Annotated in this window: 25 protein-coding genes; 16 read left to right on the forward strand and 9 right to left on the reverse strand. The window is 43.2% G+C overall.

Annotated elements, in window-relative coordinates; translation table 11 throughout:
* From miaA to F6K37_RS08605, 4 genes are all read left to right on the forward strand, one after another.
* A partial coding sequence (gene miaA, locus F6K37_RS08590) for a tRNA (adenosine(37)-N6)-dimethylallyltransferase MiaA (RefSeq protein ID WP_287249533.1) occupies window positions 1–686 on the forward strand: 686 nt, incomplete at its 5' end.
* Window positions 687–947: 261 nt separating this feature from the next.
* A complete protein-coding gene (locus F6K37_RS08595) occupies window positions 948–1,793 on the forward strand; it encodes a phytanoyl-CoA dioxygenase family protein (RefSeq protein ID WP_008190346.1) in 846 nt (281 codons plus the stop codon).
* Window positions 1,794–2,535: 742 nt separating this feature from the next.
* Window positions 2,536–2,988 carry a hypothetical protein gene (locus F6K37_RS08600; RefSeq protein ID WP_008190345.1) on the forward strand — a complete coding sequence of 151 codons (453 nt, stop codon included), beginning with the start codon at window positions 2,536–2,538 and terminating at the stop codon, window positions 2,986–2,988.
* A gap of 85 nt (window positions 2,989–3,073) precedes the next feature.
* Window positions 3,074–3,229 (forward strand): hypothetical protein, encoded by a 156-nt coding sequence (locus tag F6K37_RS08605; RefSeq protein ID WP_165691822.1) that lies wholly within the window; start codon window positions 3,074–3,076, stop codon window positions 3,227–3,229.
* Here the strand turns inward: F6K37_RS08605 and F6K37_RS08610 are convergent.
* Window positions 3,181–4,683 carry a RecQ family ATP-dependent DNA helicase gene (locus F6K37_RS08610; protein WP_008190344.1) on the reverse strand — a complete coding sequence of 501 codons (1,503 nt, stop codon included), beginning with the start codon at window positions 4,681–4,683 and terminating at the stop codon, window positions 3,181–3,183. The genes F6K37_RS08605 and F6K37_RS08610 overlap by 49 nt on opposite strands.
* 227 nt (window positions 4,684–4,910) lie before the next feature.
* On the opposite strand from F6K37_RS08610, the gene F6K37_RS08615 reads away from it, so the two are divergent.
* The 4 genes from F6K37_RS08615 to F6K37_RS08630 all read left to right on the forward strand — a co-directional run bounded on the left by F6K37_RS08615 (window position 4,911) and on the right by F6K37_RS08630 (window position 8,740).
* Window positions 4,911–5,837, forward strand: coding sequence for an Rpn family recombination-promoting nuclease/putative transposase (locus F6K37_RS08615; protein WP_287249540.1), 927 nt, complete (start codon window positions 4,911–4,913; stop codon window positions 5,835–5,837).
* A gap of 112 nt (window positions 5,838–5,949) precedes the next feature.
* Complete coding sequence (locus tag F6K37_RS08620; protein WP_287249541.1) at window positions 5,950–6,789, forward strand: Rpn family recombination-promoting nuclease/putative transposase; 840 nt, start codon at window positions 5,950–5,952, stop codon at window positions 6,787–6,789.
* Between the two features lie 209 nt (window positions 6,790–6,998).
* The gene (locus tag F6K37_RS08625; protein ID WP_008190337.1) at window positions 6,999–7,847 is read left to right on the forward strand and encodes an Rpn family recombination-promoting nuclease/putative transposase; all 849 of its coding nucleotides are present in this window, start codon (window positions 6,999–7,001) and stop codon (window positions 7,845–7,847) included.
* A gap of 293 nt (window positions 7,848–8,140) precedes the next feature.
* A complete protein-coding gene (locus F6K37_RS08630) occupies window positions 8,141–8,740 on the forward strand; it encodes a DJ-1/PfpI family protein (RefSeq protein WP_008190336.1) in 600 nt (199 codons plus the stop codon).
* A gap of 429 nt (window positions 8,741–9,169) precedes the next feature.
* On the opposite strand, the gene moeB is transcribed toward F6K37_RS08630, so the two are convergent.
* Window positions 9,170–10,342 carry a molybdopterin-synthase adenylyltransferase MoeB gene (gene moeB / locus F6K37_RS08635; protein ID WP_008190334.1) on the reverse strand — a complete coding sequence of 391 codons (1,173 nt, stop codon included), beginning with the start codon at window positions 10,340–10,342 and terminating at the stop codon, window positions 9,170–9,172.
* Window positions 10,343–10,376: 34 nt separating this feature from the next.
* Entirely contained in the window at window positions 10,377–10,859 is a 483-nt protein-coding gene (locus F6K37_RS08640; protein WP_008190332.1) for a M67 family metallopeptidase, read from the reverse strand.
* Between the two features lie 63 nt (window positions 10,860–10,922).
* Here F6K37_RS08640 and F6K37_RS08645 point away from each other — a divergent pair, with 63 nt between their 5' ends.
* Complete coding sequence (locus F6K37_RS08645; RefSeq protein ID WP_267872113.1) at window positions 10,923–11,051, forward strand: hypothetical protein; 129 nt, start codon at window positions 10,923–10,925, stop codon at window positions 11,049–11,051.
* Window positions 11,052–11,115: 64 nt separating this feature from the next.
* Here F6K37_RS08645 and F6K37_RS08650 read toward each other — a convergent pair whose 3' ends face one another.
* Window positions 11,116–11,310, reverse strand: coding sequence for a hypothetical protein (locus F6K37_RS08650; protein WP_287249546.1), 195 nt, complete (start codon window positions 11,308–11,310; stop codon window positions 11,116–11,118).
* Between the two features lie 184 nt (window positions 11,311–11,494).
* Between F6K37_RS08650 and F6K37_RS08655 the strand changes: the two genes are divergently transcribed.
* The 3 genes from F6K37_RS08655 (at window position 11,495) to F6K37_RS08665 (ending at window position 15,240) form a co-directional block, all read left to right on the forward strand.
* Window positions 11,495–12,712, forward strand: a complete 1,218-nt coding sequence (locus tag F6K37_RS08655) for a hypothetical protein (RefSeq protein WP_287249548.1) — start codon at window positions 11,495–11,497, stop codon at window positions 12,710–12,712.
* Between the two features lie 397 nt (window positions 12,713–13,109).
* Complete coding sequence (locus tag F6K37_RS08660; protein WP_008190329.1) at window positions 13,110–14,813, forward strand: ABC-ATPase domain-containing protein; 1,704 nt, start codon at window positions 13,110–13,112, stop codon at window positions 14,811–14,813.
* A 55-nt stretch (window positions 14,814–14,868) separates the two neighbouring features.
* Window positions 14,869–15,240: a DUF433 domain-containing protein gene (locus F6K37_RS08665; protein WP_008190327.1), complete on the forward strand. Its 372-nt coding sequence runs from the start codon at window positions 14,869–14,871 to the stop codon at window positions 15,238–15,240.
* Here the strand turns inward: F6K37_RS08665 and F6K37_RS08670 are convergent.
* On the reverse strand, window positions 15,227–15,415 hold the full coding sequence (locus F6K37_RS08670) for a hypothetical protein (protein WP_075873595.1): 189 nt from the start codon (window positions 15,413–15,415) through the stop codon (window positions 15,227–15,229). The genes F6K37_RS08665 and F6K37_RS08670 overlap by 14 nt on opposite strands.
* 23 nt (window positions 15,416–15,438) lie before the next feature.
* Between F6K37_RS08670 and F6K37_RS08675 the strand changes: the two genes are divergently transcribed.
* Window positions 15,439–16,296 (forward strand): alpha/beta fold hydrolase, encoded by an 858-nt coding sequence (locus F6K37_RS08675; protein WP_008190326.1) that lies wholly within the window; start codon window positions 15,439–15,441, stop codon window positions 16,294–16,296.
* A gap of 177 nt (window positions 16,297–16,473) precedes the next feature.
* The gene (locus tag F6K37_RS08680; protein WP_008190325.1) at window positions 16,474–16,842 is read left to right on the forward strand and encodes a YccF domain-containing protein; all 369 of its coding nucleotides are present in this window, start codon (window positions 16,474–16,476) and stop codon (window positions 16,840–16,842) included.
* Window positions 16,843–17,603: 761 nt separating this feature from the next.
* Here F6K37_RS08680 and F6K37_RS08685 read toward each other — a convergent pair.
* Window positions 17,604–17,768: a hypothetical protein gene (locus F6K37_RS08685; RefSeq protein WP_008190324.1), complete on the reverse strand. Its 165-nt coding sequence runs from the start codon at window positions 17,766–17,768 to the stop codon at window positions 17,604–17,606.
* A 157-nt stretch (window positions 17,769–17,925) separates the two neighbouring features.
* Entirely contained in the window at window positions 17,926–19,137 is a 1,212-nt protein-coding gene (locus F6K37_RS08690) for an RNA-guided endonuclease InsQ/TnpB family protein (RefSeq protein ID WP_287249554.1), read from the reverse strand.
* A gap of 378 nt (window positions 19,138–19,515) precedes the next feature.
* Between F6K37_RS08690 and F6K37_RS08695 the strand changes: the two genes are divergently transcribed.
* On the forward strand, window positions 19,516–19,761 hold the full coding sequence (locus F6K37_RS08695) for a FitA-like ribbon-helix-helix domain-containing protein (protein WP_008190321.1): 246 nt from the start codon (window positions 19,516–19,518) through the stop codon (window positions 19,759–19,761).
* The gene (locus F6K37_RS08700) at window positions 19,761–20,183 is read left to right on the forward strand and encodes a type II toxin-antitoxin system VapC family toxin (RefSeq protein WP_008190319.1); all 423 of its coding nucleotides are present in this window, start codon (window positions 19,761–19,763) and stop codon (window positions 20,181–20,183) included. Before F6K37_RS08695 ends, F6K37_RS08700 begins: the two co-directional genes overlap by 1 nt.
* Window positions 20,184–20,295: 112 nt before the next feature.
* On the opposite strand, the gene F6K37_RS08705 is transcribed toward F6K37_RS08700, so the two are convergent.
* Both F6K37_RS08705 and F6K37_RS08710 read right to left on the reverse strand, forming a co-directional pair.
* Window positions 20,296–22,887 (reverse strand): CHAT domain-containing protein, encoded by a 2,592-nt coding sequence (locus F6K37_RS08705; protein WP_287249558.1) that lies wholly within the window; start codon window positions 22,885–22,887, stop codon window positions 20,296–20,298.
* Window positions 22,888–23,179: 292 nt separating this feature from the next.
* The coding region (locus F6K37_RS08710) for a beta strand repeat-containing protein (protein ID WP_287249559.1) at window positions 23,180–25,586 on the reverse strand (2,407 nt) is incomplete at its 5' end.

Raw genomic sequence — 25,586 nt, forward strand, 5'->3', positions numbered from 1 at the left:
TGGAAATTATAGCTAGCAAACACAGGGAAGACCGGGTAGATCAGGCAGACTTAAACAATAAACCTCTTTTCCTGGTTGGTGGTACTGGTTTATATATCAAATCCGTAGTGCGGGGGTTAAAAATTCCTCGGGTTGCGCCTCAGGAAGATTTGCGATCGCAACTAGCTGCTCTTGGTCAAGCTCAGCTCTATAATTTCCTGCAACAGATTGACCCTGTTGCTGCTCAGAAGATTCATCCCAATGACCAAGTGCGGACATTGCGAGCATTGGAAGTATTTTATGTAACTGGAATTCCGATATCACAGCAGCAGGGAGAGAATCCTCCTAATTATCCAATTCTCCAGATTGGCTTGGAATGTCAGGATTCTGAAACTATTACCCAGCGGATTGCTCAGCGTACTGACCAAATGTTAGCAGCAGGATTTGTGGCTGAGGTGGAAACTATTGCTCAGAAGTATGGTTGGAATTTACCGTTACTGGATACGTTGGGATATCGGGAAATTAAAGATTATCTTGCTGGTAACTTATCCCTTGATCAGGCCAGAGATTTAACTGTTGTCCACACTCGCCAATTTGCTAAACGTCAACGCACTTGGTTTAAGGCTTATCCTGAGATTGAATGGTTTGATGCGGATTGTCCTGATTTGTTGGAGAAAGTTTGGGAGCGGATAGAAGGTTTTTTATAGACTGTTTGCTGAGGGGGTGACGTTTTTTTTTAACTGAATAATCTCCAATTTAAATACGCATAATTTTCCATTGCTATATAAAATTTGACATAAATAAAAATGAATTAAAAATATTTATTTATTAAAGCTATTGTATATAAACGTATACATTTGAGGCTGGCATGCTAGTAATAATAGGAGTGTTCAAATAAATACCTTAGGAATTTCATGATTTTTAGCTCTAATTATTTTGCCATGAAGACCAAACGTATACCGTCAAAAATGAAAAGAGAGTTTTTCCGAATACCGATACTCCATAAGTTATCCTATGGCAACTATCTAATCAGACTAGAAAACCATTCTAATTCCCTACCTACCCTAGCACCAGTAGATTTACCATTGTTGAATTCTCTAAAGAGAGAAGGAACGTTTATTACTTCTTTAGAAGAGTTAGCAATTTCCTCTAATAAACTGAGAGATAGTGCGGAGGATATTTTAAGCAAATTACGGGCATTGCCGATACCGAAAATTGAGTCTTCTATAACCTATCGCAACGAGCTAATTAATTACCCACAAATTTTGAAGTGGGGACTTAACGAACGATTGCTTGATATTGTAGAAAATTACCTTGGTCTTCCAGTGTTATTAGCTGGTCTAATCTTTCAAAGGAATATTGCCGATAGTAAACCAGTAAATGTCAGGCAATGGCACGTAGATCCAGAAGACTATCGCATGGTTAAAATCATTATCTACTTGAATGATGTGGGGTTAGATGGTGGCCCTTTTGAATATATTCCCAGAAATTTAACCTCATCATTAGCTGAAGCCCTGAACTACAATTATTACTATTCTGGTTTAGTCTCAGATAAATACATGGCAAGGGTTGCGTCTAAATTTACCAGTAACCCTTGCACAGGAGCCTACGGCACAGTAATTTTTACTGACACACGCAACATTTTCCACCGTCTGAAACCACCTACTGCATCAGACCGATACTCAATTACTTTCGCCTACACCTCTAGACGACCGATCACAACCTTTGAGAGAATAAACTACTCTCAAAAACACTTGCAAGCCATTGCCAGCGGTTTAAGCCAACGACAACAAGATTGTCTCTTTTTGAATTAAAGTTTTGATCATTAGAGTGGAGTTGCGCCATGATTAACCCAGCTGTTTCGTGCTTACATGGACTTCACTAGTGAACCACAACCTGGTCAACCTCTCTGGGTGCATCTCATTTTTGCTGTTTGACACGGTGGTGCGTTACGGGGCGGGCTATCCAAACCCTGACTACGAGGCGAAAAATGAAGGCTCCCCTAACACACCCTACGCAAAATTTTCAAATATGAGATGCACCCACCTCTCTTCTGTAGATGATCTGACCATCACCTCTTTAGTGTTTCTGATCTGCCCAGACTTGGTCGTGCTAAGTTAACATCCCCTGTCCGGTCATCCCTTGATCGTCTTGTAAATTGTAAAAAATAAGTCTTAGCCTGAGCGATCGCATACCTTTGATATTACGTTTAAGGTAGACTAGAATAATAACCTTCATAGCTAGGTGCCAAAAATCTAGTGGAAAAATCTAGTGGTATCTCAAGAAGCGCCTGCTTGACTGACAAATCTTGCTTGGTTACTTGGGTGAAACATAGTGAAACCCAATCCTGGCGGTTTTGTTGGGTTTCTCTACCGCTGCACCGCTCCCTAAGTAAAATCAATAGTTTTAGGAGTTTTGTCAGTCAATCACCAAGCTAGATTTGAGTAGTGGGAGTTAAACCAGAAATGGAGAGCACTCTATGAAACGTTTCAAGTGGCTCAGTATCTTTCACTGTCTTGATGCAGTCGCTCATGGGGGAAACCACGGCAGTTGCTCATGGGGGGAACCACGGCAGTCGCTCATGGGGGAAACCCCCAAGACCGCGCTGCCTCCCCAAGACCGCACTGCCTCCCCAAGACCGCGCTGCATCGCTATATTTGGGGCGGCATTTATTTCTTCTTTGGATTGTTCGTATTTCGTATATATTTCGATTTTTCGAGATATATAATCCAGATGCGTCCTTCATTATGTATTAATGAACCTTTCCGAGGAGATGCATGTGATACTTGGATAATTTTCTTCACTATCGCCATGCATATATTTCTACTTGGGTTTGGAATTGTTAATATAATGGCAGGATTCTTCTATCAGCGAGCCAAGCCAAATACTGCTAACTGGATTGCGGCATGTGTGAATCTGTTGAGTTTACCAATTGGTACAGCATTAGGAATATATAGTCTGTTGAAACTAAATAATTATTTAAAAGAATTACAGGAATCTCAACAATAAAAATTGAATAAGCTGTGTCAGTCTTTGAATGAATAGGAGTAGAGTGGGCATCCTGCCCGACCCAAGAGATCAAGGGACAGGCAAGATGCCTATTCCACCGGTCGCAGCTCTCCCTACTCCCTACGGTGCGCGCCTCCTAGGGCGAGTAAATCGCCCTTGGGTCGCACCGCTCCCTACTCCCTGTGATAAATGCTATGAGCAATTATCACAGCGATCGCATCTAAAGCCAACTGCTTCCTGAGTAAAACCAAATGCCTTTAGTAAAAATTGCCAACGACACTGGCGAGTTTTCAGGTATTGATTCATCTGAGACTGGGCTTGCTGTTGGATATTACTAACCTGTGCTAGGGAGGAAGATTTTTGAGACCGGTGTTGCCGGTAATGGAATGGATCAATCCATTCTAGTTGACCAGCACTATCGAGGAGTGCTAAGGCTATGGCACCATTGGGAAACTCTTTGGCTACTTTGGCTACTTCTCCCTGGGCTGGTAATTGCTTTGCTAACTGTTGAGCCTGTTGGTATTGCGATCGCATTTGATGGGAAAAAAATTCTTGTCGTTGCTTATCCTCTGGATTGAACCATCCCGTTGGTTCACTGACTAAGGTCAAAGCATCCGCTGGTTTACCATCCCTGCCGCCACGACCTACTTCCTGAATATATTCCGATAAGAGTAAAGGTGCTTGGAAATGCACCACCCAGCGTACATCTGGCTTATTAATCCCCATGCCAAAGGCACAGGTACACACCACAAATTGGGTCTGACCACTAATCCAGCTGGCTTCAATTTTCCGACGCTCCTGAGCACCCAAGCCAGCGTGGTAAGCTGCGGTGGAATATCCCAAGGAAGTAAACCATTGCGCTAACACTTCACTATCTTTTCGGGAACGCACATAGACTAAACCAGCTTGTTTAGGTCTGGCTTTAATATAGTTCAATACTCGTTGGCGACGTCCTTTGGGAGTCCAGACGGTTTGCACCTGGAGGTTAAGATTGTCTCGATAGGGGCTAATTAAAAATGTTTGGGGTTGTTGCAGTTGCAAGACTTTGCGGATGGTTTGTTGAGCCTTGGGGTCAGCGGTAGCAGTAAAGGATGCGATCGCAATTTTTGTTCCCTTGGGCTTACACTTGAGAAGTGCTGGTCTTACTGCTCCCAAACGGCGATAAGCAGGTCTAAAGGTATCACCCCATTGAACCAAACAATGGGCTTCATCTAAAATCAATCCATTAATCTGAAGCTGTGGCTGACACAACCGTTTCCACACTGCTGCACTGAGTAGGGTTTCTGGGGATAAGTAGAGCAATCGCAGTTGCTGCTTTTCTAGAGCTTGAAGGGTTTGTTGCCGTTGGTAGCGAGGTAATTCACTATGTAACAGAGCAGCAGGTAATTTGCGATCGCGCAATTCCTGCACCTGATTTTCCATCAATGCTACCAGTGGAGAAATCACTAATGTTAATCCAGTTTGTAGTAACGCTGGTAGTTGAAAACAAATCGACTTACCACCACCAGTAGGCAAAATAATTAAAGCATCCCGTTGTTCTAAAATCATCCGAATAATTTCACCTTGGGGGGGTCGAAAATCCTCGTAACCCCAGAATTGTTTCAACGCTGCACGAACATCATCCCATTGATTATTACTGGATTGATTAGTATTAGTATTATTGCTAGTATTTTTACTACTATTTTTAACAACCATCCTGCTTCACTCCCGTTGATTCCTTCCGTTGATTCCTTGTCTTGATGCAATAGCGAGTGGGGGAAACCCCCTTTGGCCAACTGCATCGCTTTAAGCTTAGATAAATGCTCACCGGTTATACACTAGAATATCAACGGATTTTGCTAGGATGATGAATGAAACGATGTCCGTGAGATTCCCTAGGAAAGACATTGATTAACCACTCTACCTCGTAAACTGGTAAAACCATGAGATTCATTAGTCCCAAAACTGACTTTGCTTTCAAGAAAATCTTTGGCTCAGATCAAAGTAAGGATATTCTGATTTCCTTCCTCAATGCCATGATCTACTCCGGGGAGTCGGTAATCGAGGATTTAGAAATCCTTGACCCCTATAGTGCCGGGGATGTAGTGGAGTTAAAAGACACTTATCTAGACATTAAGGCAGTATTAGAGGATCAAACAACTGTGCTGATTGAAATGCAAATCTGGAATGTGGAGGCTTTCGAGAAGCGAGTGGTATATAACTTGTGCAAAACCTATGGGAATCAACTAAAATCGGGACAGGGATATTTCCATCTAAATCCAGTCATTGCTTTAACCATCACGGATTTTCAGTTATTCCCCTCAACAGAGAAAGTAATTAGCTGTTTTTACTTTCAAGAAGAAGAAGACCACTTGCCTTATCAGGAGAATGAATTAAAGCTGGTGTTTGTGGAACTCCCCAAATTTACTAAGCAGCTGGAAGAGTTAGAAAGTGTGATAGATAAGTGGATATATTTTATCAAAGAAGCGCCCAGTTTAGAAATTATTCCTGACAATCTCAGGGAAATACCACAGCTAGAAAAAGCGTTAACTATAGCGAATCAAGCGGGGTTGAGTGTGTCAGAATTGGAAAAACTCCGCAAGCAGGAGATGGTGTTGGAGGACACGCGCGGTGCATTGAGTCTAGCTCAACGGGAAGGAATAGAACAGGGAATAATACAGGGACGAGAAGAAGGGGAAAGAAGGGTAATATTGCGACAGCTTGAGCGCCGTTTTGGCAAACTAACCAGTGATGATATCGCATTAATCGAAGCCTTGACGAATCAAGAGCTAGAGCGTTTATCAGAAGCCATCTGGGATTTTAAAACCAGTGAAGACTTACTCAACTGGCTCCAAGATAACTCTAACTAAAATCACAGCTAATATCATAACTTGACTCCATAAACAAGATCCAGGTGCGATCAATTTTTTAACTGGGATTCACTAAACTGTCTGAGATAGTGTTAAGTTTGAACAATTTGCCTTGGCTTACGATAATATCTGTAAATACCTAGCAGAAGAATACCCATCGGAGTTTTTTTACTGGCTATTGGGTGAAGAACCTCGCGATATTCAGGTACTTAAAACCGAATTAAGTGCTGAACCCATTCAAGCTGATGCTCTGAGTTTACTCCAAAGTACTAACCAAATTCTGCATCTAGAATTTCAAACCCTACCCCAATCCGAGCCACCATTAGCATTTCGGATGTTGGACTATTGGGTCAGATTACAACGTAAGTACCGATGTCGGATTGAACAGGTAGTGATTTTTCTAAAGTCTACGACCTCAGATCTGGTATTTACTAATGAGTTTAGGGATACTAACACCTGGCACCGTTATCGAGTAATTCGCTTGTGGGAGCAAGACCCTCAACCACTGTTAGCCAATCGGGCTTTGTTACCCTTGGCCACTTTAGCCAGGAGTAATAGCCCGAATCGATTGTTAGAGCAAGTGGTTGCTCAAGTGGATAAAATTGAAGAAAAACCATTACGGGGAAACCTAGCCGCCTGTGTGGATGTGTTGGCTGGTTTACGGTTTGATCAAGATTTAGTTCGTCGATTGTTAAGGGAGGAAGTTATGGAAGAATCAGTCACCTATCAAGATATTATCCAAAAGGGAGTCCAAAAGGGAATCCAGCGCGGAAAGCAGGAGGAAGCAGTATTAATTGTGATGCGTTTGCTAACCCTGAGGTTAGGTTTAATTGACCCTGTGCTCCAACAGCGGATTGAGGGATTATCGATTACTCGATTGGAGGAATTGAGTGAAGCGTTGTTGGATTTTGAGACAGCAACGGATTTAGCGGTTTGGTTAGATCAGTGCTGAGATTTAACTGTCAGTGTTCACCAGGATTTTTGGTGGAAATATGATTTTGAAAAGACCTGAAATAATCAGGTCTTTTTTAGATCTTATCTAAATCATTAGTGCTGGGGTATCATAGCTTGACTCCATAAACAAGATCCAGGTGCGATCAATTTTTTAACTGGGATTCACTACACTGTCTGAAATAGTCAAACATTTGTGAACAATTTGCCTTGGCCTACGATAATATCTGTAAATACCTAGCAGAAGAATACCCATCGGAATTTTTTCATTGGCTATTGGGTGAAGAACCTCGCGATATTCAGGTAATTAAAACCGAATTAAGTGCTGAACCCATTCAAGCTGATGCTCTGAGTCTACTCCAAAGTACAAACCAAATTCTGCACCTAGAATTTCAAACCCTACCTCAATCCGAGCCACCACTACCATTTCGAATGTTGGACTATTGGGTCAGATTACAACGAAAGTACCGATGTCCCATTGAGCAGGTGGTAATTTTTCTCAAGTCTACGACATCACAGATGGTATTCAATAACGAGTTTAGGGATACTAACACCTGGCACCGTTATCGAATCATTCGTCTGTGGGAGCAAGACCCATTACCACTGTTAGCCAATCGAGCTCTGTTACCCTTGGCTACTTTAGCCAGGAGCAATAACCCTAATCAATTGTTAGAGCAAGTGGTTGCCTATGTGGATAAAATTGAAGAAAAACCATTACGGGGAAACCTAGCAGCTTGTGTGGATGTACTGGCTGGTTTGCGGTTTGATCAAGAATTAGTTCGTCGATTGTTAAGGGAGGAAGTTATGGAAGAATCAGTCACCTATCAAGATATTATCCAAAAGGGAGTCCAAAAGGGACTCCAGCAGGGACTCCAGCGCGGAAAGCAGGAGGAAGCGGTATTAATTGTGATGCGTCAGCTAACCCTGAGGTTAGGTTTACTTGACCCTGTGCTCCAACAGCAGATTGAGGGATTATCGATTACTCGATTGGAGGAATTGAGTGAAGCGTTGTTGGATTTTGAGACAGTAACAGATTTAGCGGTTTGGTTGGAGCACTAAATCCCAATTTTTGAATTAAGAATGTAGAATTAAGAATTAAGAATTAAGAATTAAGAATTAAGAATTAAGAATTAAGAATTAAGAATTAAGAATTAAGAATTAAGAATTAAGAATTCTACATTCTGCATTCTGCATTCTGCATTCTGCATTCTACATTCTACATTCTACATTCTGCATTCTTCATTCTGACAGACAACCTTGGCCTTTCGGCCACGCTACGCGAACAACGTCAGAACCTTGATACATTAAGATTGCTCAAGAGCTATTCCGATTCAAACCACAGGAGTTATAACATGGCCGGAAAGCAAATCTTAATGCTCGTAGGTGACTTTGTAGAAGACTACGAAGTGATGGTTCCGTTCCAAGGGTTGCAGATGGTAGGACATACCGTTGATGCTGTCTGTCCTGACAAAAAAGCTGGGGACATTGTTCGCACAGCGGTTCATGACTTTGAAGGAGACCAGACTTACACGGAGAAGCCTGGTCACAACTTCACTCTCAATGCCACTTTTGATGGGATCAATCCTGAAGATTATGATGCCCTAGTGATTCCAGGGGGGCGAGCACCAGAATACATCCGCCTCAATCAAGATGTGATCAAAATCGTGCAGCACTTTGCCCAAGCCAACAAACCAATCGCAGCAATTTGTCATGGTGCTCAATTGTTGGCAGCAGCAGATGTAATCCAGGGTAAAAAATGTTCCGCTTATCCAGCCTGTGGTCCCGATGTTACCCGTGCTGGTGGAACCTATGCTGACATCCCAGTAGATCAAGCAATAGTAGACGGTAATTTAGTAACAGCTCCTGCTTGGCCTGCTCATCCCCAGTGGCTAGCAGAATTCCTCAAAGTTTTAGGTACTCGCATCGAGCATTTAGACCCAGTTGTGGTTTAGTCGAAAGTTCATGTAGGGTGGGCAGTGCACCAGACAGATAATGAAGCTTGCAAAGCGCGTTGGTAGGCACTGCCCACCCTACGATTAATGACTTTTAACTATCACTTTTAACTATCAAATCAAGCATCAGGAATAAACCAATATAGCAAGTCTTATAGCTATGAGGTACAAAGCGATCCCCCGTTTCCCTTAAAAAGTGGGACTTTTAAGTTGAGAAGCGTACCTCATAAATGCAAGAAGGCGTTGCTGAATTAAGGAATGAATGCGCGATCATCTGGTTTTGTTGAAGCCCCCTAAATCCCCCAAGTTTGGGGGACTTTTAGAGTTTTTTTCCCCCCAGAATTGGGGGGTTAGGGGGGCGAAACCATACCCATAATCAGCAACGCCTGCAAGAAAAGCTATAGATCCGTTTCATCCTTCATACTTGATTTAATATTGCGGTACTGATGAATCAATTTCCTGACTCCAGGCGGTAATACCCCCTTTAACATTAATCCCTTCAATACCAGCCTCTTTCAAAATTCCCAAGGCTTTCGCTGAGCGACCTCCCTTTTTGCAATGGGCAATCAAGCGATGACCATTAACCAGTTCCTTGACTTTTGCTACACCAGAACCTTGTTCAATATCCGGTAATGGCACTAGCACTGAGCCAGAAATCTTAGCAATATCATACTCATGGGGATTGCGGACATCAATCAAAACAAAATCATCCGCACCACTTTCCATGAGTTCCTTGAGCTCCTGGACATTCATCTCTTTGATATCCATCTGGCGTTTGGCTTCCTCTTCTTGAGCTTGGGGAATGCCACAGAATTGTTGATAGTCAATCAACTTCTCAATCACCGGTCGTTCTGGATTCGGTCGCAGTTTCAATTCCCGGAAGGTCATATTTAAAGAGTTGTACAGCAACAAACGTCCACTGAGGGTATCCCCCTTGCCTAAAATAATTTTGACCGTTTCCGTTGCTTGGATCACACCAATAATTCCTGGCAGAATGCCCAAAACTCCTCCTTCGGCACAGGAAGGTACCATTCCTGGTGGTGGGGGCTCAGGGAACAAGTCGCGGTAGTTGGGACCACCTTCGTAATTAAACACTGTCGCCTGTCCCTCAAACCGGAAAATAGAGCCATAGACGTTTGGCTTATTCAGAAGTACACAGGCATCATTGACTAGGTAACGGGTGGGAAAGTTATCTGTACCATCGACGATAATGTCATAGGGTGCCATGATTTCCAAGGCATTCTCGGAATTCAGCAGGGTTTCGTAGAGGTCTACCTGACAGTGAGGGTTGATTTCTAGAATCCGCTCTTTGGCCGACTGAATTTTGGGTTTACCTACCCACGACGTCCCGTGAATTACCTGACGTTGGAGATTAGAACTATCTACAACATCGAAATCTACTAGACCTAGGTTTCCAATTCCAGCAGCAGCAAGATAGAGCAATAGGGGTGAACCTAATCCACCACTACCTATACATAGGACACTGGCAGCTTTGAGACGTTTTTGTCCTTCTAAGCCAACTTCGGGCAAAATCAGGTGTCGGGAGTAACGTTCGTATTCGTCTTTACTTAATTGGATTTCATCTAGATTGGGATTTAACATGGCATGTTGGGTTTGAAGCGGTAAGACTCAGGACTTAACCTTTGATAATGATAGTTTCTTCTGGCTGGAACTGGTGGTGTTCATCCAGGCTCCAACTTCTGAAGTCACACGCTTTACCTTCCTCAACAGCAACAATAATATACGAGTATTGCTGCCAAGCGATCGCACGATCAAATTCTGAAGGTACCGCTGGGTGATCCGGATGAGAGTGATAGATCCCGATTATATCGAGATTGCGATCGCGTGCGTCTTTTTGTGCCCGCATTAGCACCTCAGGAGCAATGCTGAATCGGCGCTGTCTGCTATAATCTCCCTGATGTTTGCCCTCAACCGTAGGATAGGCATCAGCTGCTTCAGCATCCCAGTTGTTCGGTGTGGGTAATACCTCAACCAGCGTTTTCACATCACCCCGGTGCTTACCCAATAGTAAACCGCAGCACTCTTCAGGATAGGTGCTCTCTGCGTGATTTTGAATTGCCAGTTGATGCTCACTGTCCAGTCTTAAGCCCATACCCATTTAACCATCACCATGTCTTGATGCAACTCTTTTTTGTTCACAGTTGAGTGTATATGTAAGCATATGCGCTACGCGCAGGCTAAGCCAACAGCCGTCAGCCGTCAGCCGTCAGCTTATTTTATTCAAAAGCTGTTCGGTGTAGCGTGGCCACAGGCCAATGGCCACTCAAGTAGCACCATCTGTAGTGCGTAAGCATTCAGCTATCAGCCGTCAGCCGTCAGGTTATTTTATTCAAAAGCACCATTAGTAGCCTAAGCTATGGGCATAAACTGTTCGGTGTAGCGTGGCCACAGACCTTTAGCTGTTCAGGTAGCATGGGCGTAGCGCTAATCGCTGTTCGCTGATAGCTGACGGCTGAATGCTTACGTAGCGCTAATCGCTGTTCGCTGATAGCTGATACGCGACACGCTGATAGCTGATAGCTTACGTGTATATTACCGTCAACTGTCAACCGTTAACCAAAAATTATCAATTATCAAATTATCAACTATAATATCACTTGTAATAGGTAAGATATTGTCGGGTGTAATACGTATTAGTCTTCAGTGTTGGTCAAATTTAAATTAACAAGTCTCAAGTCACAAGTCTCAATCGTAAATTTTCAATTAACAAGTCATTAAGGACCAGGGTTTGATATGACTCCTAACCGCACTATAACAGCAAACAACGAAGAGTATCGATTTTTTTTTCAGGAGAATGCTGCCAATATTTTTAAACACCATGACCGGGAAGTAATAGACTGCTTGCAACGTCGTAAAATTTCGATTAGCAACATTATACCATTGGATCAGGTTTACAATATATCTGTAAAAATCGGTAAAAATATTCCCTTTAAGTCAGTAAAAAAGTTGGCCTTACAACAAATGGAGGCAGTAGGAGAATTTCTTCAATATTTTCAAATCAGCATCCTCGGTCAACCCACCAGTATCTTCCAACTCCATGAGATTGAAATTAAAATAGATAAAATTTTTACCCCTGGCTTAACCTATGAGGGCGGAAAACTACTAATCTCTATTCCCGACTCGTCCTTACCGTTTCAGTCCCGTTACCTTAGCGATCAGGAGCTGAAAAATCAATGGAATAAGGGGAATCATCTTTCCAAAAAGTCTCTGTCTCGTAAAGCTTGGTGGTTATTAAATCCGATCGGGGAATTTAGGACTAACCTCAGAACAATGCTATGGCAAGCTGCCCAAAAGCAAATTTTAGGTATTGACAAACTATTACTTAAGTTTGGCTTAATTGATAGATATGATAGCAGTCAACAAAGTGGTGAGCAACCCAGCTTACTGTTCAACCAGAATCCACCACCACAAGATCAGGGGTTGAGACAGAATCCTCCAACACAAGATCAGGGATTCAGAGAAGGTGCGATCGCATTGATCAAAAACTCTGTAAATGAAGAGAAGCTGGGAATAGACTTAGAAGTCGTACTTAAGGATCAAGATGAGGCTACTTTAGGGAAGCTGCTGGGATTATTTAGGCAAAACTTGGCAGACGCCGGCCAAATGGAAGAACTGATTGAAGCTGGTGCTTTAACCCTACAACAAGCCGTTTTCCATGAACAATCTGAAATTGATATTAAGATGTTTGGGTTTGTGAATGTGGGTAATTATCATCGCATTGATGTATCGCTGAATATAAGTGCTGGTTACTTGAAAAAATATGTTGAATTGATTCCCAGAAAGGCTGTTATAAAAGCAATTCAATTCGGATTTGTTAACGTCTATACTATAGACGATATTACAGTAAATCCTAACTTCCATGGAGCAATTAAGCTCTATTGGGAAACTGCTGCTCTGGAAAAATCACTGCAAGAATTAAGTCTAGTAAATCTCTCAGAGCAGTCAAGTTAGTAAACGTCAGCGGTCAGCGGTCAGCGGTCAGTGGTCAGCGGTCAGTGGTCAGTTATCAAGTATGCAGACGGAAGTCACATTAAACAGATAGTTACCTGTTATATTCAAAAGCACCTCAAGTAGCGACTGAATCAAGACAGCGTGGGCGTAGCCCATAAGCTAATAGCTAATAGCTGATAGCTGATAGCTAATAGCTGATAGCTGATAGCTGATAGCTGATAGCTGATAGCTGATAGCTGATAGCTAATAGCTGATAGCTGATAGCTGATAGCTTAAGTCATTACTCAATAGTCATCAGGGTACTCAACAGTCAACAGTCAACAGTCATTAATCCCTTGTTAATTGACAAGTTGGTAGTAACCATTGACAATTAACAAGCAATTTTCTGCTTGCAATTATGGCCACTAGCAATCAATTGGAGTCTTTACTCCTACAACTCGATGACCGCAGCTACAAATCCTACAGAGATATCAAGGGCAGCTATCAGTTTCCAGATTTCACTCTAGTGATTGACAGGGTTCAGGGAGACCCCTTTGCCTCTCCTAGCCAAGTGCGCGTGTACTTACCCCAGTCAGTGGCTGGTTTCCCCAGTGAGCTTTATCGAACTGACAGCCGAGCCATTGCCCTAGAAGATTATCTAACTCGCTCATTTGATTGGGTAGCTGGGGAAATGAGCTGTCGGCGGGGTACTGGGAATAGTGGCTTGATTGCCATTACCCGTGTCGGACAATCCGTGCTGGAGCGCACCTCCGCTTTGGTTAGTGATCAAGGGGTAGAAATCCGGTTTGTGGTAGGATTACCAGCTCGTGGTCGTCGGATTTCTGGGCGTCAGGCCGCAGAAATGCTATGCCAAGATATCCCTGATATTATTGACCAATCCATCAAGTATGAAGTCCTCGATCCAGCTGAGATTAAGCATCATGTAGAAACAGTGGAAGATGCCGATTGGCTGCGTCAACAGCTCGGACCCCGTGAATTAGTTGCCTTTATTCCTAACGGTGCTATTTTGCCACGCTCCAGTGGGGTGGATGACAAACCATTACAAGAGGATGCGATCGCATTTCAATCTCCCAAGACACTTCAAGTCGCATTCACTTGTCCCAATCGAGGATTAATTACCGGTATGGGAATCCCAGAAGGGATCACCTTGATTGTAGGAGGTGGCTATCATGGCAAGTCCACAGTGCTCAAAGCCATTGAATTAGGAGTTTACAATCATATTCCTGGAGATGGACGGGAATTAGTAGTCACCAATCCCACCGCCGTCAAGATTCGGGCTGAAGATGGTCGGGGGATTTCTGGTGTAGATATTTCCCCATTTATTAATCAATTACCTCAAGGTCGCTCCACTGAAAAATTTTCCACCACCAATGCTAGTGGTAGCACCTCCCAGGCCGCAAATATTATGGAAGCACTGGAGGCCGGTACCGAGTTACTGTTGGTAGACGAAGACACAGCAGCAACTAACTTTATGATTCGCGATCGCCGTATGCAGGAGCTGATTGCTAAAGATAAAGAACCGATTACACCATTTATTGATAAAGTCCAACAGCTCTATACCGAGTATGGTGTCTCTACTATATTAGTCATGGGAGGCAGTGGAGATTACTTTGATGTAGCCGATACGGTCATTGCCATGGACAACTTCCAACCCCAGGATGTCACGGAAAAGGCTCAGTTAATTGCCGAAAAATACTTTACCGAACGCAGCGCTGAAGGCGGGAAACACTTTGGCACTATTACCCCACGAGTACCATTAGCCCATGGGATTGACCCCAGTCGTGGACGCAAAGCCGTAAAATTGAAAGTCCGAGATGTAGATGAAGTAGGGTTTGGTGCAGAAAATATTGATTTATCTGCTGTTGAGCAGATTGTAGAAGTAGGTCAGTTAAGAGCAATTTCCAAAGCTCTTGTTTATGCTAAAGAGCATTATATCGATGAACGGTTGACCCTATCGGAAATTTTAGCTCTGGTGATGAGGGATATTGAAGAAGAAGGATTCGATGTACTAACGTTCTTTCCTGAAGGGGATTTAGTTCAATTCCGCCCCTTGGAATTAGCAGCAGCGCTGAATCGATTGCGGACCCTGTCAGTACTTTGAGGGGAATCCGGATCAACAGTCCTTTTTAAATTATCAATTATCAATTATTGAACTGATGAAAATAGAAGACTATTTTGATTTTATGGCTCCTGATGATATTCGCATCAAAGGAACCCGAGTGGGCATTGAAAATGTGCTGTATGAGTACATTTATCGTAATCGTACTCCAGAAGAAATTCTTAACTGTTTTTACACCATTACCTTAGAACAAGTTTATGCTACAATTCTTTACTACTTAAATAACAAAGAAGTTGTCAGCCAATATATTTATGACTGGCTGGAATGGAGTCATCAGCAACATAAAGCTCAAGAACTAAACCCTCCTCCAGGTATAGTTAGATTACGAAAATTAAAAGCGGAACAAGAAGCTAATAAGGTAAGCATTCAGCTATCAGCTGTCAGCCGTCAGCTAATCAACGGAAGGTAGTAAACAAACTAGGGGGTGCTGGTACGACTGGTTGAAAATCCCTGCTGGTTTTACTCATCCGATCCCGTGCAGTTAAAGCGCCTGATAGCAGCTCAAGTAGCGTGCGCGTAGCGCTAATCGCTGTTCGCTGATAGCTGACGGCTGAATGCTTACCTAATAAGAAAGCCTGTACCATGGCTTAATCGCAATCATCCCATCATGCCCATACGTCAAACCTTAGACTTACCAAAGATCCAACTGTCTTACCTAGAATGGAACCAAGGCCAAACTCCCTTGTTACTCTTACATGGATTAGCAGACCATGCCCTAGTGTGGTCTAGCCTCGGGGATTACCTTGCCCCAAAGTATCATATCGTTGCTCCAGATCTGCGCGGTCATGGGGAAAGTAGCAAGCCGGATCTTGGCTATACCTTTGATGATCACATCGCGGATTTAGAAGCCTTAATGGATCACCTAGGATGGTCTAGTGCTCATATCCTCGGTCACTCCTGGACTGGTAAATTAGTTCCGATCTGGGCTAAGCAAAATCCATCGCGATTACGCAGCCTAATTTTGGTGGATCCCTTTTTCATCGGGAAAATTCCGATGTGGTTTAAGGTTCTGTTTCCCATACTGTTCCGTGTCTTGCCTTTTGTAAAAGCTATGGGACCCTTTGTCAGTTATGAGCAAGCGGAAGCACAAGCTAAACAATTAAAACAATACCGGGGCTGGAGTCCCTTTCAGCAAAACGTCTTTCAAGCCAGCATTGAACCTAAACCTGATGGCAGTTGGGGCAGTAAATTTGTGGTTCAGGCCAGAAATGAGATTTTTGAAGACGTGATGCGCGTAGCAGGACTAACGGAAATCATTGATATTCCTACGGTATTGATAGTACCAGAAAATGGTCTTAATCGCTCCGATGGACAGCTAAAACCCTATAAAACTTATCTCAAAAATCTAACTATTCGTCAAGTTTATGGGAATCATTGGCCATTTTTAGTAGAGCCGGAAGAGTTTAATCGGGCTGTAGAGCTGTTTTTGGAAGAGCAACAGCAAAAGCCCTGTGACGTTGACTGATCACTGTTTGCTCTGAGCTTTTTGCTGTGATGTTTCAGGATTAGACCATTTAATTTTATTACCCCTATTCCCTACTCCCTACTCCCTACTCCCTACTCCCTCAAACCTAGGACGAAGTCCTTTATCCCATTAACTGGTATAGTTAAGTAGCACCAAGGGAATTAATAAAATAGAGTCATGAGCCTTTTAGGAAACATTATCTGGTTAATTTTCGGCGGTTTAGTTGTTGGTGCCGGTTACATTATCGGTGGATTAGGGATTTGTCTGACTATTATTGGCATCCCCTTTGGAATACAGGCTATAAAGTTGGGCATCGCTACTCTGGCACCATTTGGCAGAACAATTGAGGAAACTTCAGAGGCTGGTAGCCTCCTCAATATGATTTTTAACATTATCTGGTTGATCGCTTTTGGCTGGGAGATTGCTGTGGCTCATTTGGTATCAGGGCTAATTTTAGCCATTACGATTATTGGTATTCCCTTTGCCCAACAGCATTTTAAATTAATTCCCCTGTCTCTATTTCCCTTCGGAAGAGAATTGCGCTAAATTTGTAAGCTATCAGTTATCAGCTATCAGCTATCAGTATATGCTTTGATGGGCTTTTATCCAGACTTTAAATTATGATTAATCTCGAACTATTAAATTATTCCGTTTGTGCGATAAGCACGCTACGCTGGGTTTATTATCAGCTGACGGCTGACAGCTGACGGCTGAATGGTTAACTAAATTTTATATTCAATACTTTTGTATTTATGGATAACACAGTTTTATTTGGTATCGGCACTTTGCAGGAGTGGCTAACAGTATTAGGTTATACATCTTTAATTGCTTTTGTTTTTTGGCGCGTGATGCTTACAAAGCCGAAGTGATATATTGAGATACTCTAGCAAAGGGAACAGGCTTGTAGGGTGGGCAAAAACAGTTTGGTTCAAATGAGTATTCTAGATAATATTACTTTGCCCACCCTACTTTAATTGGGATTTTTTTTACACTACATTGACCTACGCGCAAGTCAGAAGTCAGAAGTCAGAAGTCAGAAGTCAGCTTAGACTTACGTTTCGCAATTTAGGAATGTCCTAACCTTAATGTGTATAGCGGTTTTTAATCTAGTAAGGTACAATTTTTTTGGTTTTAGGGAGCAGGGAGCAGCTTACAAGGGTAGGTTTTTTACAAATGAGCGAGTAGGTACTTTAATTACGTAGAAATTCCGAAAACTATGTATTATATTATACAATAATTTCCGGGATAATTCTTTCCATCTCCTCATCTCCCCATAAACCCTTCGATCAGATCTGACCCAATCGCCCTTACACAAAAAAAATAACCACTTCTTCTCTTCTGTTCTCTTCTGTTCTCTTCTGATTGTTTATATTATTTTCTATTTTTTTCTGTGCTTTTCTGTTTACTTGAGCTTCTCCCCCCACACTTCCCACACCTCCCACACTTCCCACACTCCCTGTTTGACCTGTCATGTAAAAAACCTACCCTTATGAGGCAGGGAGCAGGGAGCAGGGAGCAGCGGATATGGGAAGAGGGAAGAGGGAAGAGGTAAAAAAATATGTGTACCTCATGAGGATAAAAAGCGCTATAGTGCTATATATTGAGATACTGCCCTTGACACTCCCCGGTCTAAAGACGCGGGGATTCTTCAATCATTGACTCGACTTGCTGAGCCTGGCCGAAGCCAAGAACAGTAGAGGCCAAATCTCCTGAAGCGTTCGAATCAATGATCCAGGTTCCGGTGTGCCCCACCGTACCCAAGGCTCTGTTTAGGATGTTGATTGCGGCATTGTGGTCACGGTCTAATTCACAGCCACAACGACAGGTATGAGTCCTAGTAGATAGTGATTTCTTTACTACCTCTCCGCAGCCCGAACAATTCTGACTAGTATAGGCAGGGTTTACTGCTACGGTAACTCTACCGAATTTAGTTCCGAAGTGTTCTAACCATTTCCTAAACTGATACCAACCTGCATCGTTAATAGACTTAGCAAGACAGTGGTTTTTAACCAGGTTTTTGACCCTTAAATCTTCGTAAGCTATCAAGTCGTTAGACCGAACTACGCAACGTGCCAGTCTCTTGGCATGTTCTTCACGTTGCCTACTTATTTTAAGGTGTTGCCTACCTAGCCTATTAACCGCTTTTCTACGATTGGTTGAGCCTTTCTTTTTTCGGGAAACCCGACGTTGGTAAAATTTTAATCTTTTCTCCCCAGTTCTGTAAAAGCGGGGATTTGGTTCAGTTTTTCCTCTGGAATCAGTGTAAAAGTCTTTTAGCCCTACATCTAGACCGACAGTCGCGTCAGCAGGGACTAATTGTTCCTTTACTTCGACAGAAACACAGAACTGAACATAATAGCCATCAGCTCTTTTTACTATGCGAACTCGTTTGATTTGCTTCTTATCAAAGCGCCACAAGTCCCACGTACCTTTAAGTTTAAGCTTTCCAATTCCCTTCTTGTCAGTGAAGGTTATAGATTTCTGATCAGGGGATATCTTCCACCCTGATTGCTTGTACTCAACTGATCGGCAATTTTTCTGAAAATTAGGAAAACCCTTTTTCCCAGGAACTTTCTTTTTGCAGTTATCAAAGAAACGAGATATTGATGACCATGCTCTCTCAGCCGCAGCCTGTCTGGCCGTTGAGTTTAATTCATTGGCAAACGGGAAATTTTTAGCCAAGGTTTTGCAATATTTATTGAGGTCGTATTTGTTCAACCCTTTATTATCCATCCATAGGCGGAGGCAGCTATTTCTTACGAACTTCATAGTTCGGATAGCTTCGTCTATTGATTGATACTGTGACTTGTTTCCGTATGCCTTAAACTCAAGTATAATCATCAGAATTCGACCTCTTCTGGTATATTATTATGCTAGCAGCCCTAGCGCAATTTGAAAAGTATTTTTGCTATATTTCTTGAAGGGTGGCGCTTTGCCACTGCGAGCCTTCATCCCGGAGACGAAACCTTAGAATAGGGTCGCCTTATTACAAAAACCTTCAAACTTTTACTCATAACCTGCCGACGCTCATTGGCTCCACTATTCTTGCGGTAAATTCTAACCCGGTCTAAAGACACGGGGTTTTCGGCTTTCGGGATGCTTATAACGTAGGTTAGACGATGAGCGCGATCGCGTAGTGGCTCTGAAAGAGCATCCCACTCCCATGGGTTGGTTTTCTACTACTATGCTATCATGATAGTGTAAACATTAGGGAAAACCATGACCAATTTAAGTCTACGAGATATTCCTGAAGAGCTTTACCAAAAAATCAAAGCAATGGCTGCCCGAGAACGCCGTTCTGTGAATCAACAGATTCTGGTGTTATTGGAGCGGTCTGTGGGACTCTCCCAGCGACCTTCAACACAGGTTCTCGAAGCAATTGATCGCACTAGAGAAACAATCTTTACCCGAGTCGGTGTCATGCCTGATTCAGTGGAGCAAATTAATCAGGACCGGAGCCGTTAATGCTGTTGGTGATTGATAGTAGCGTTGTTGCTAAGTGGTTGTTTGTGGAGCCATTAACCAAACAGGCTCTGGCTGTCCGTAAACATTGGGAGTTATCCAGAGTAGATTTGATTGCGCCACAACTGATCCTAGCAGAAGTCGGAAATATCATCTGGAAAAGACAAAGAGTGGGTTTGATTACTGAGCAAGAGGGAAATAGTCTCATTGCCCACCTACTAGCACTATCTCTGCCAACAGTAGAGACAGAATCTATTTTACCCAGAGCCTATAGTTTGGGAGCAGTTTTTGACCGGACTGTCTATGATGCCCTCTATCTAGCCTTAGCAGAGGCAATGGCAGCTAAGTTCATCACGGCAGATCTGCGCTTGTATAATGCAGTTAGTGGGAATTTACCATTCATTGACTACTTGGGTAATTACTAAGTTGACTTGTCCTTCTTGTTGTAAAGATATCACCCCAGAGCATCTTTATCCTTGGCTTGGTGCGTTATTAACGCACCCTACTCCCTACTCCCTACCCCCTACTCCCTACTTTTCACAACCAATTTCCCAGCAAAATAAAAGCCGACCAGTAAATGGGGTGATTAAATGCCTCGCTCTGCAACAGCTCCAGTTGAGCTTGTCGCAAAGCTTCAGCCTTGGTAACCTGGCCTGTGGCTAACCTCTGATAGAACCGAGTCATTAACTCTGTAGTAGCAAGATCGTCCGCAGTCCAGAGACTGGCAATGGTACTGCGTGCCCCCCCACGCACGGCGATACCAGCTAATCCCAACGCTGCTCGGGAGTCTCCCACGGCGGTCGTACAAGCACTGAGGACGAGTAATTCAATCGGATTTTCTTGCTTTTGATCCGCTGAGATCAGAGTATTTAACTCATTGAGATTGATCACGTCATCCCAGGTCAGCAGAAAGGTTTCTTCCGCTACTGAACTAACTTGACCATGAGTGGCGAGATGAACAATTTCGTAACCAGAGCTATTAACTACTGTATTGAAGTTGGATTCAGTAAAGGACTCATTGAGTAAAATCAATGAGGGAACTTGACCCTTGATATTCTCTAATTCCACCTTCACCCCAGGAAGTGGAGGTAATGGAAGATGGGGACGAGCTTCGGTTAGTCCAGCAGTGAGAGCCGAAACGTTTTGTCTGACTAAAGGTTGAGAGTCGATTAGTTGTAAACTAGGTGCTACCGCAATACTGTATTTCTCGATGGAATAGCGTTCCCCGTCATAAAGCACGGACATCGGAATATTGCGCAGGGCTCCGTCGGGGATAAATACTAGAGTGCGGATGTTACTCTTGGCTAGTTCCGCTTCAATCGGACCGATTAACCAGTCGTGTATTGTTTGTAAGTTGTCCTTTCTCAGACCTCGCCAAGAATTAATAATATTGATGTTTACCGAAGCCAGTTGTTGTTCTATTTCTGGTTGAGGTAAGTTAGTAGTAATCTGGCGCAGGGGTTGTCCGGGCAAAGTGACAATTACTTCCAGGCGGTCTGGCAAGATAATGGTATAGAATATAGCGGCGTTGGGGTCTATTTCGTCGAGATTAACAGGTTTAGCATCTAGACAAGCATCCCGAAAGAAGTTGTCTAGTTCTGCTAGTTGTAGGGATTCAATTACATCTCGTGCTTGTTTGAGGTTTTCTTGAGATGCATTCGGTTCCAGCAGTAGTCCTACTAATTCTCGGTAGACTGGTTCGACGCTTTCTCGAAACCCAAATTGAATATCGCTACTAATCGCGACTAGGTCGCTACGAATAGATTTGAGGGTTTGCACCGATTGAGCATAGGCGGCAATCGCGTTTTTCTTATCTTGTTTTAGATTCAGAATTCTGCCCAGTTGCCATTGCCATTGATAAGCTAAATCCGGAGCCTGGATTTCTTGAGCAATTAGTAAGGCTTTTTCGGTTAAGTCTTGGGCTTCCTCAAGACGTTGATTGTATTCGTATAACCTGCCTAAGTTACCGATTGCTTCCGCTTCCGCTCGTTTATCTCCTAAAGTTCTAGCTAGCTTAAGGGCATCAGCGAGATAAATAGCAATGTCGTTGGGATTTGTGAGTTGGTTATTTTTACCTTTGAATAAGATTTTAGCTAGATTAATTCTAGCATTGATTGCGGTTTTACTGGGAGATAATTTAGTTAAACTATTGTCGATAGCAGGCAATAATTCTCTGGCTTGTGACCACTCTTGTTGAGCTATCACTATACTCAGTTGATTTAATTGCCCTTGAATTTTCATATCAGCTAAGGGAGATTCCTCCACAACCCGTTGATAGAACTCTAAAGCGTCTGCTGTGTCTCCTTTTAATCTAGCGGTATTGCCCAAACTGATCAGATTATCAGCAATCAAGGTCTGATCTCGTAAGTTTTCCGCTATCGCTAAACTTTGTTGTAAAATTGCTTTAGATTCTTTGAATTTTCCTACTCGGCGCAGCACATCACCTAGGTATTGGAGGGCGGTACTTTTCAGGGCACTATCGGGTTGGTCTTGGAGAGTTTCCTGGATTTCAGTTAAGGTTTTAGTGGCTTTATGATATAATCCTAATACTCGCAAGGCTTGGACTTGGTAAATCTGACTTTCTGTGAATTTAGTTAAGTCTCCGATATCTTGGTAAATAGCACTAGTTTCCTGCCAAATTGATAAGGCTTTTGACCCCTGACCTAGAGATAAGTATATTTGTCCTTGGACTTCTAAAGTTTGGGCTCTTAATTGTTGACGTTCTTTGGTATTATCAAGTTTTGATATTTGGCTAAAACTCTGGGATATTGTTTGTTTAGCTTGGTCTAGGTCTCCCAAGGTTTGATAAACTAAAGCTAGATTTACTAAGGCGTTAATTTCACCAATAAGGTCGCCACTGTTGCTGTAGTTAGTAATAAGTTGCTCCAACAATGGGATAGCTTCTTGGTATTGACCTGTTTCATAGAGGTGTTGGGCTTGTTGGTCTAGGGAATCGGGAATCGGGAATCGGGAATCGGGAATCGGGAATCGGGAATCGGGAATCGGGAATCGGGAATCGGGAATCGGGAATCGGGAATTGGGTGTGATGACAACAGAATTTGATAAGGCTTTCCCGGATGGTAGGAAGCAGGTTAATGCGATAGCAATTATAAATGATAGTTTTTTCATAATAATTAAGGGAATTTAGAATTTAGAATTTAAAATTTAGAATTTAGAATTTAGAATTTAGAATTTAGAATCGGGAATAGTACTATAATAATAGTTTATTAACTCTTGCCTCTTGCCTTTCTTTAAGAGAGTATGTTCACAACTTAAATAAAAATTATATAGGTTTTATTGCATGTAGGAGGTACACTTATCAATCTCAAAGTCCCCCTTTTTAAGGGGGATTTAGGGGGATCCCTTTGTACCTCATGGGAAAGAGAATTGCTATATATTACTCTTCCCTACTCCCTACTCCCTATTCCCTATTCCCTGTTCCCTGTTCCCTATTCCCCCTTCCCGAATGACAATCAAGATTGGGCAATATCTGCTCCACAGGAGTCCCCTGAAATGGTTGCGCCGTCAGAATAATCGTGCCATCCTTTGCTATTACCCAGCCTTGGGCTTCGATAATCACTTTTTTGTCTTGACGGGGTCTGACGGATGCTTGGGCTTGTAATGGTTGTCTGTTGCTGGCTAACCTAGGACGAGTTCTCCACCTGACTGTTCTGTGGGCATTAATCACTGGATCCTCTGGAGTCGGTGGTAAACCGCCTTTTCCGATAATGGTAAAGGAACTGCCCCCAGCAATCCGATCATTCTCAAAGCCACAAAGGTCATTGGCCAGGATCGCTTCTGCATCCACCAGGATTCCTGGCAATTCGTTTAAGCCTGAGGTGGGGTCTACCTGGGAGATGTTGATGATTACGTCACCGTTGAAGGATGGGCCAAGGGTGGAGGTGGCGGTGATGTCATTGTCTGGAGTGAGACGGTCTCGAAACTCTAAGCCAAAGATGCCTTGGGCATTAATGGTAACACTACCTCCTGGGCCTTCTTCAGCATTGGCGGTGATGTCGCTATTTCCTAGACCGACTAGGGTATCAGTATCAATAGTTATATTGCCCCCATCGGTATTCTGGGCGTTAGTATTAATGTTGCTTTCGTCGAGGAGTCGGATGTCACGAGCGTCCAAGATAATATTGCCTTTGTCTCCTGCTGTTTCTGCTGAGATGATTCCTTTGTTGTCTAGGAAGATGGAGTTGGCATTAATATCTACCTGCCCGGCTGTTGAACCCTGTTGAGTGCTTCTAGCACTAACTTGTGCTCCATCAGAGATTATTAATTGACCAGTGGTAATTTTCAACAACTCTCCGGCATTTCCTGTCCCAGAAGCGTCAGTAAACAAGCCGCTGGGAAACCGACCATCGGCTGAGGTTCCAATCAGTTGAACAGATTCAGAGGCATCCACAGTCAAATCTCCCCCATCCCCTTCACCAAAAGTGAGAGCAGAAACTTGTGCTCCATCAGAGACAATTAACTGCCCAGTGGTAATCTTCAACTCTCCTGCATTTCCTGTCCCAGAAGTTTGATTAGACAAGCCGCTGATAATCCGACCATCAGCTGAGGTTCCAATCACTTGAACAGTCTCCTCGGCATGAACAGTCAAATTTCCGCTGTCCCCTTCACCAAAAGTGCTAGCTGAAACTTGTCCTCCATCAGAGACCATTAACTCCCCAGTAGTAACACTCAAATTTCCAGCATTTCCTGTTGAGCCTGGATTAGCTTGAGCAAACAAGCTGCTGGCAAACTGACCATCGGCTGAGATACCAATCACTTGAACAGTAGAGGAGGCATCCACACTCAAAGTTCCCCCATTCCCTTCACCAAAAGTGGCAGTTGAAACTCTTGCTCCATCAGAAACCGTTAACTCTCCAGTGGTAATACTCAAATTTCCGGCATTTCCTGTTGAGCCTGGATTAACTTGAGCAAACAAGCCGCTGGCAAACTGACCATTGGCTGACCTACCAATGAGTTGAATAGTAGAGGAGGCATTCACACTTAACCTTCCCCCGTTCCCTTCACGAAAAGTGCTAGCTGAAACTCTTGCTCCATCAGAGACCATTAACTGCCCAGTGGTAATACTCAAATCTCCCGCTTTTCCTGTCCCATTAGTTTGAGTAGACAAGCCGCTGGCAAGCTGACCATCCGCTGAGGTACCAATCAGTTGAACAGTAGAGTCCGCATTCACAGTCAAGGTTCCCCCGTCCCCGTTACCAAAAGTGATAGCTAAAACTTGTGCTCCATCAGAGACCATTAACTCCCCAGTGGTAATACTGACATCTCCACCATTTCCTGTTACTTCTGGAAAAACTAGGGCTCCCAAGAGACTGAAAGTACCATCAGCCGATACACCAATTACTCGAACAGATTCAGTGGCATCCACTGTCAAATCTCCCCCCTGTCCTAAGCCCAATACATTCGCAAATATGCTAGAACCACCTTCAAGACTCAACTGTGAAGCCTCAACAACTATCCCACCGCCACTTCCACTCCCTCTGGTATTCGCAAAAATAAAAGAGCGATCGCGTAAACTAACATTACTCCCCTGCACCTGGATACTGCCACCACCAATGCCACTAGTATCAACTAATGCCCCCTCCGACAAACTAATATCCTGAAATTGTTCAACTCCTGAATAATCCAACCTAAAAGTACTATCCGTTGGTATCAATTTCACCACACCATTAGCACCAACACCCCCCAGCTCAATCCGTCCATCCAATGCAATATTAAAGCCACCAGGAATATTCACATCACCACCAATCAGCCCTAAGGTTTGACCATCTGGTACCCGTAAGAAACTCAACTGATTAGTAATAGTCCCT

The sequence above is a fragment of the Moorena sp. SIO4E2 genome (genome assembly GCF_010671945.1).
Taxonomy (GTDB): domain Bacteria; phylum Cyanobacteriota; class Cyanobacteriia; order Cyanobacteriales; family Coleofasciculaceae; genus Moorena; species Moorena producens.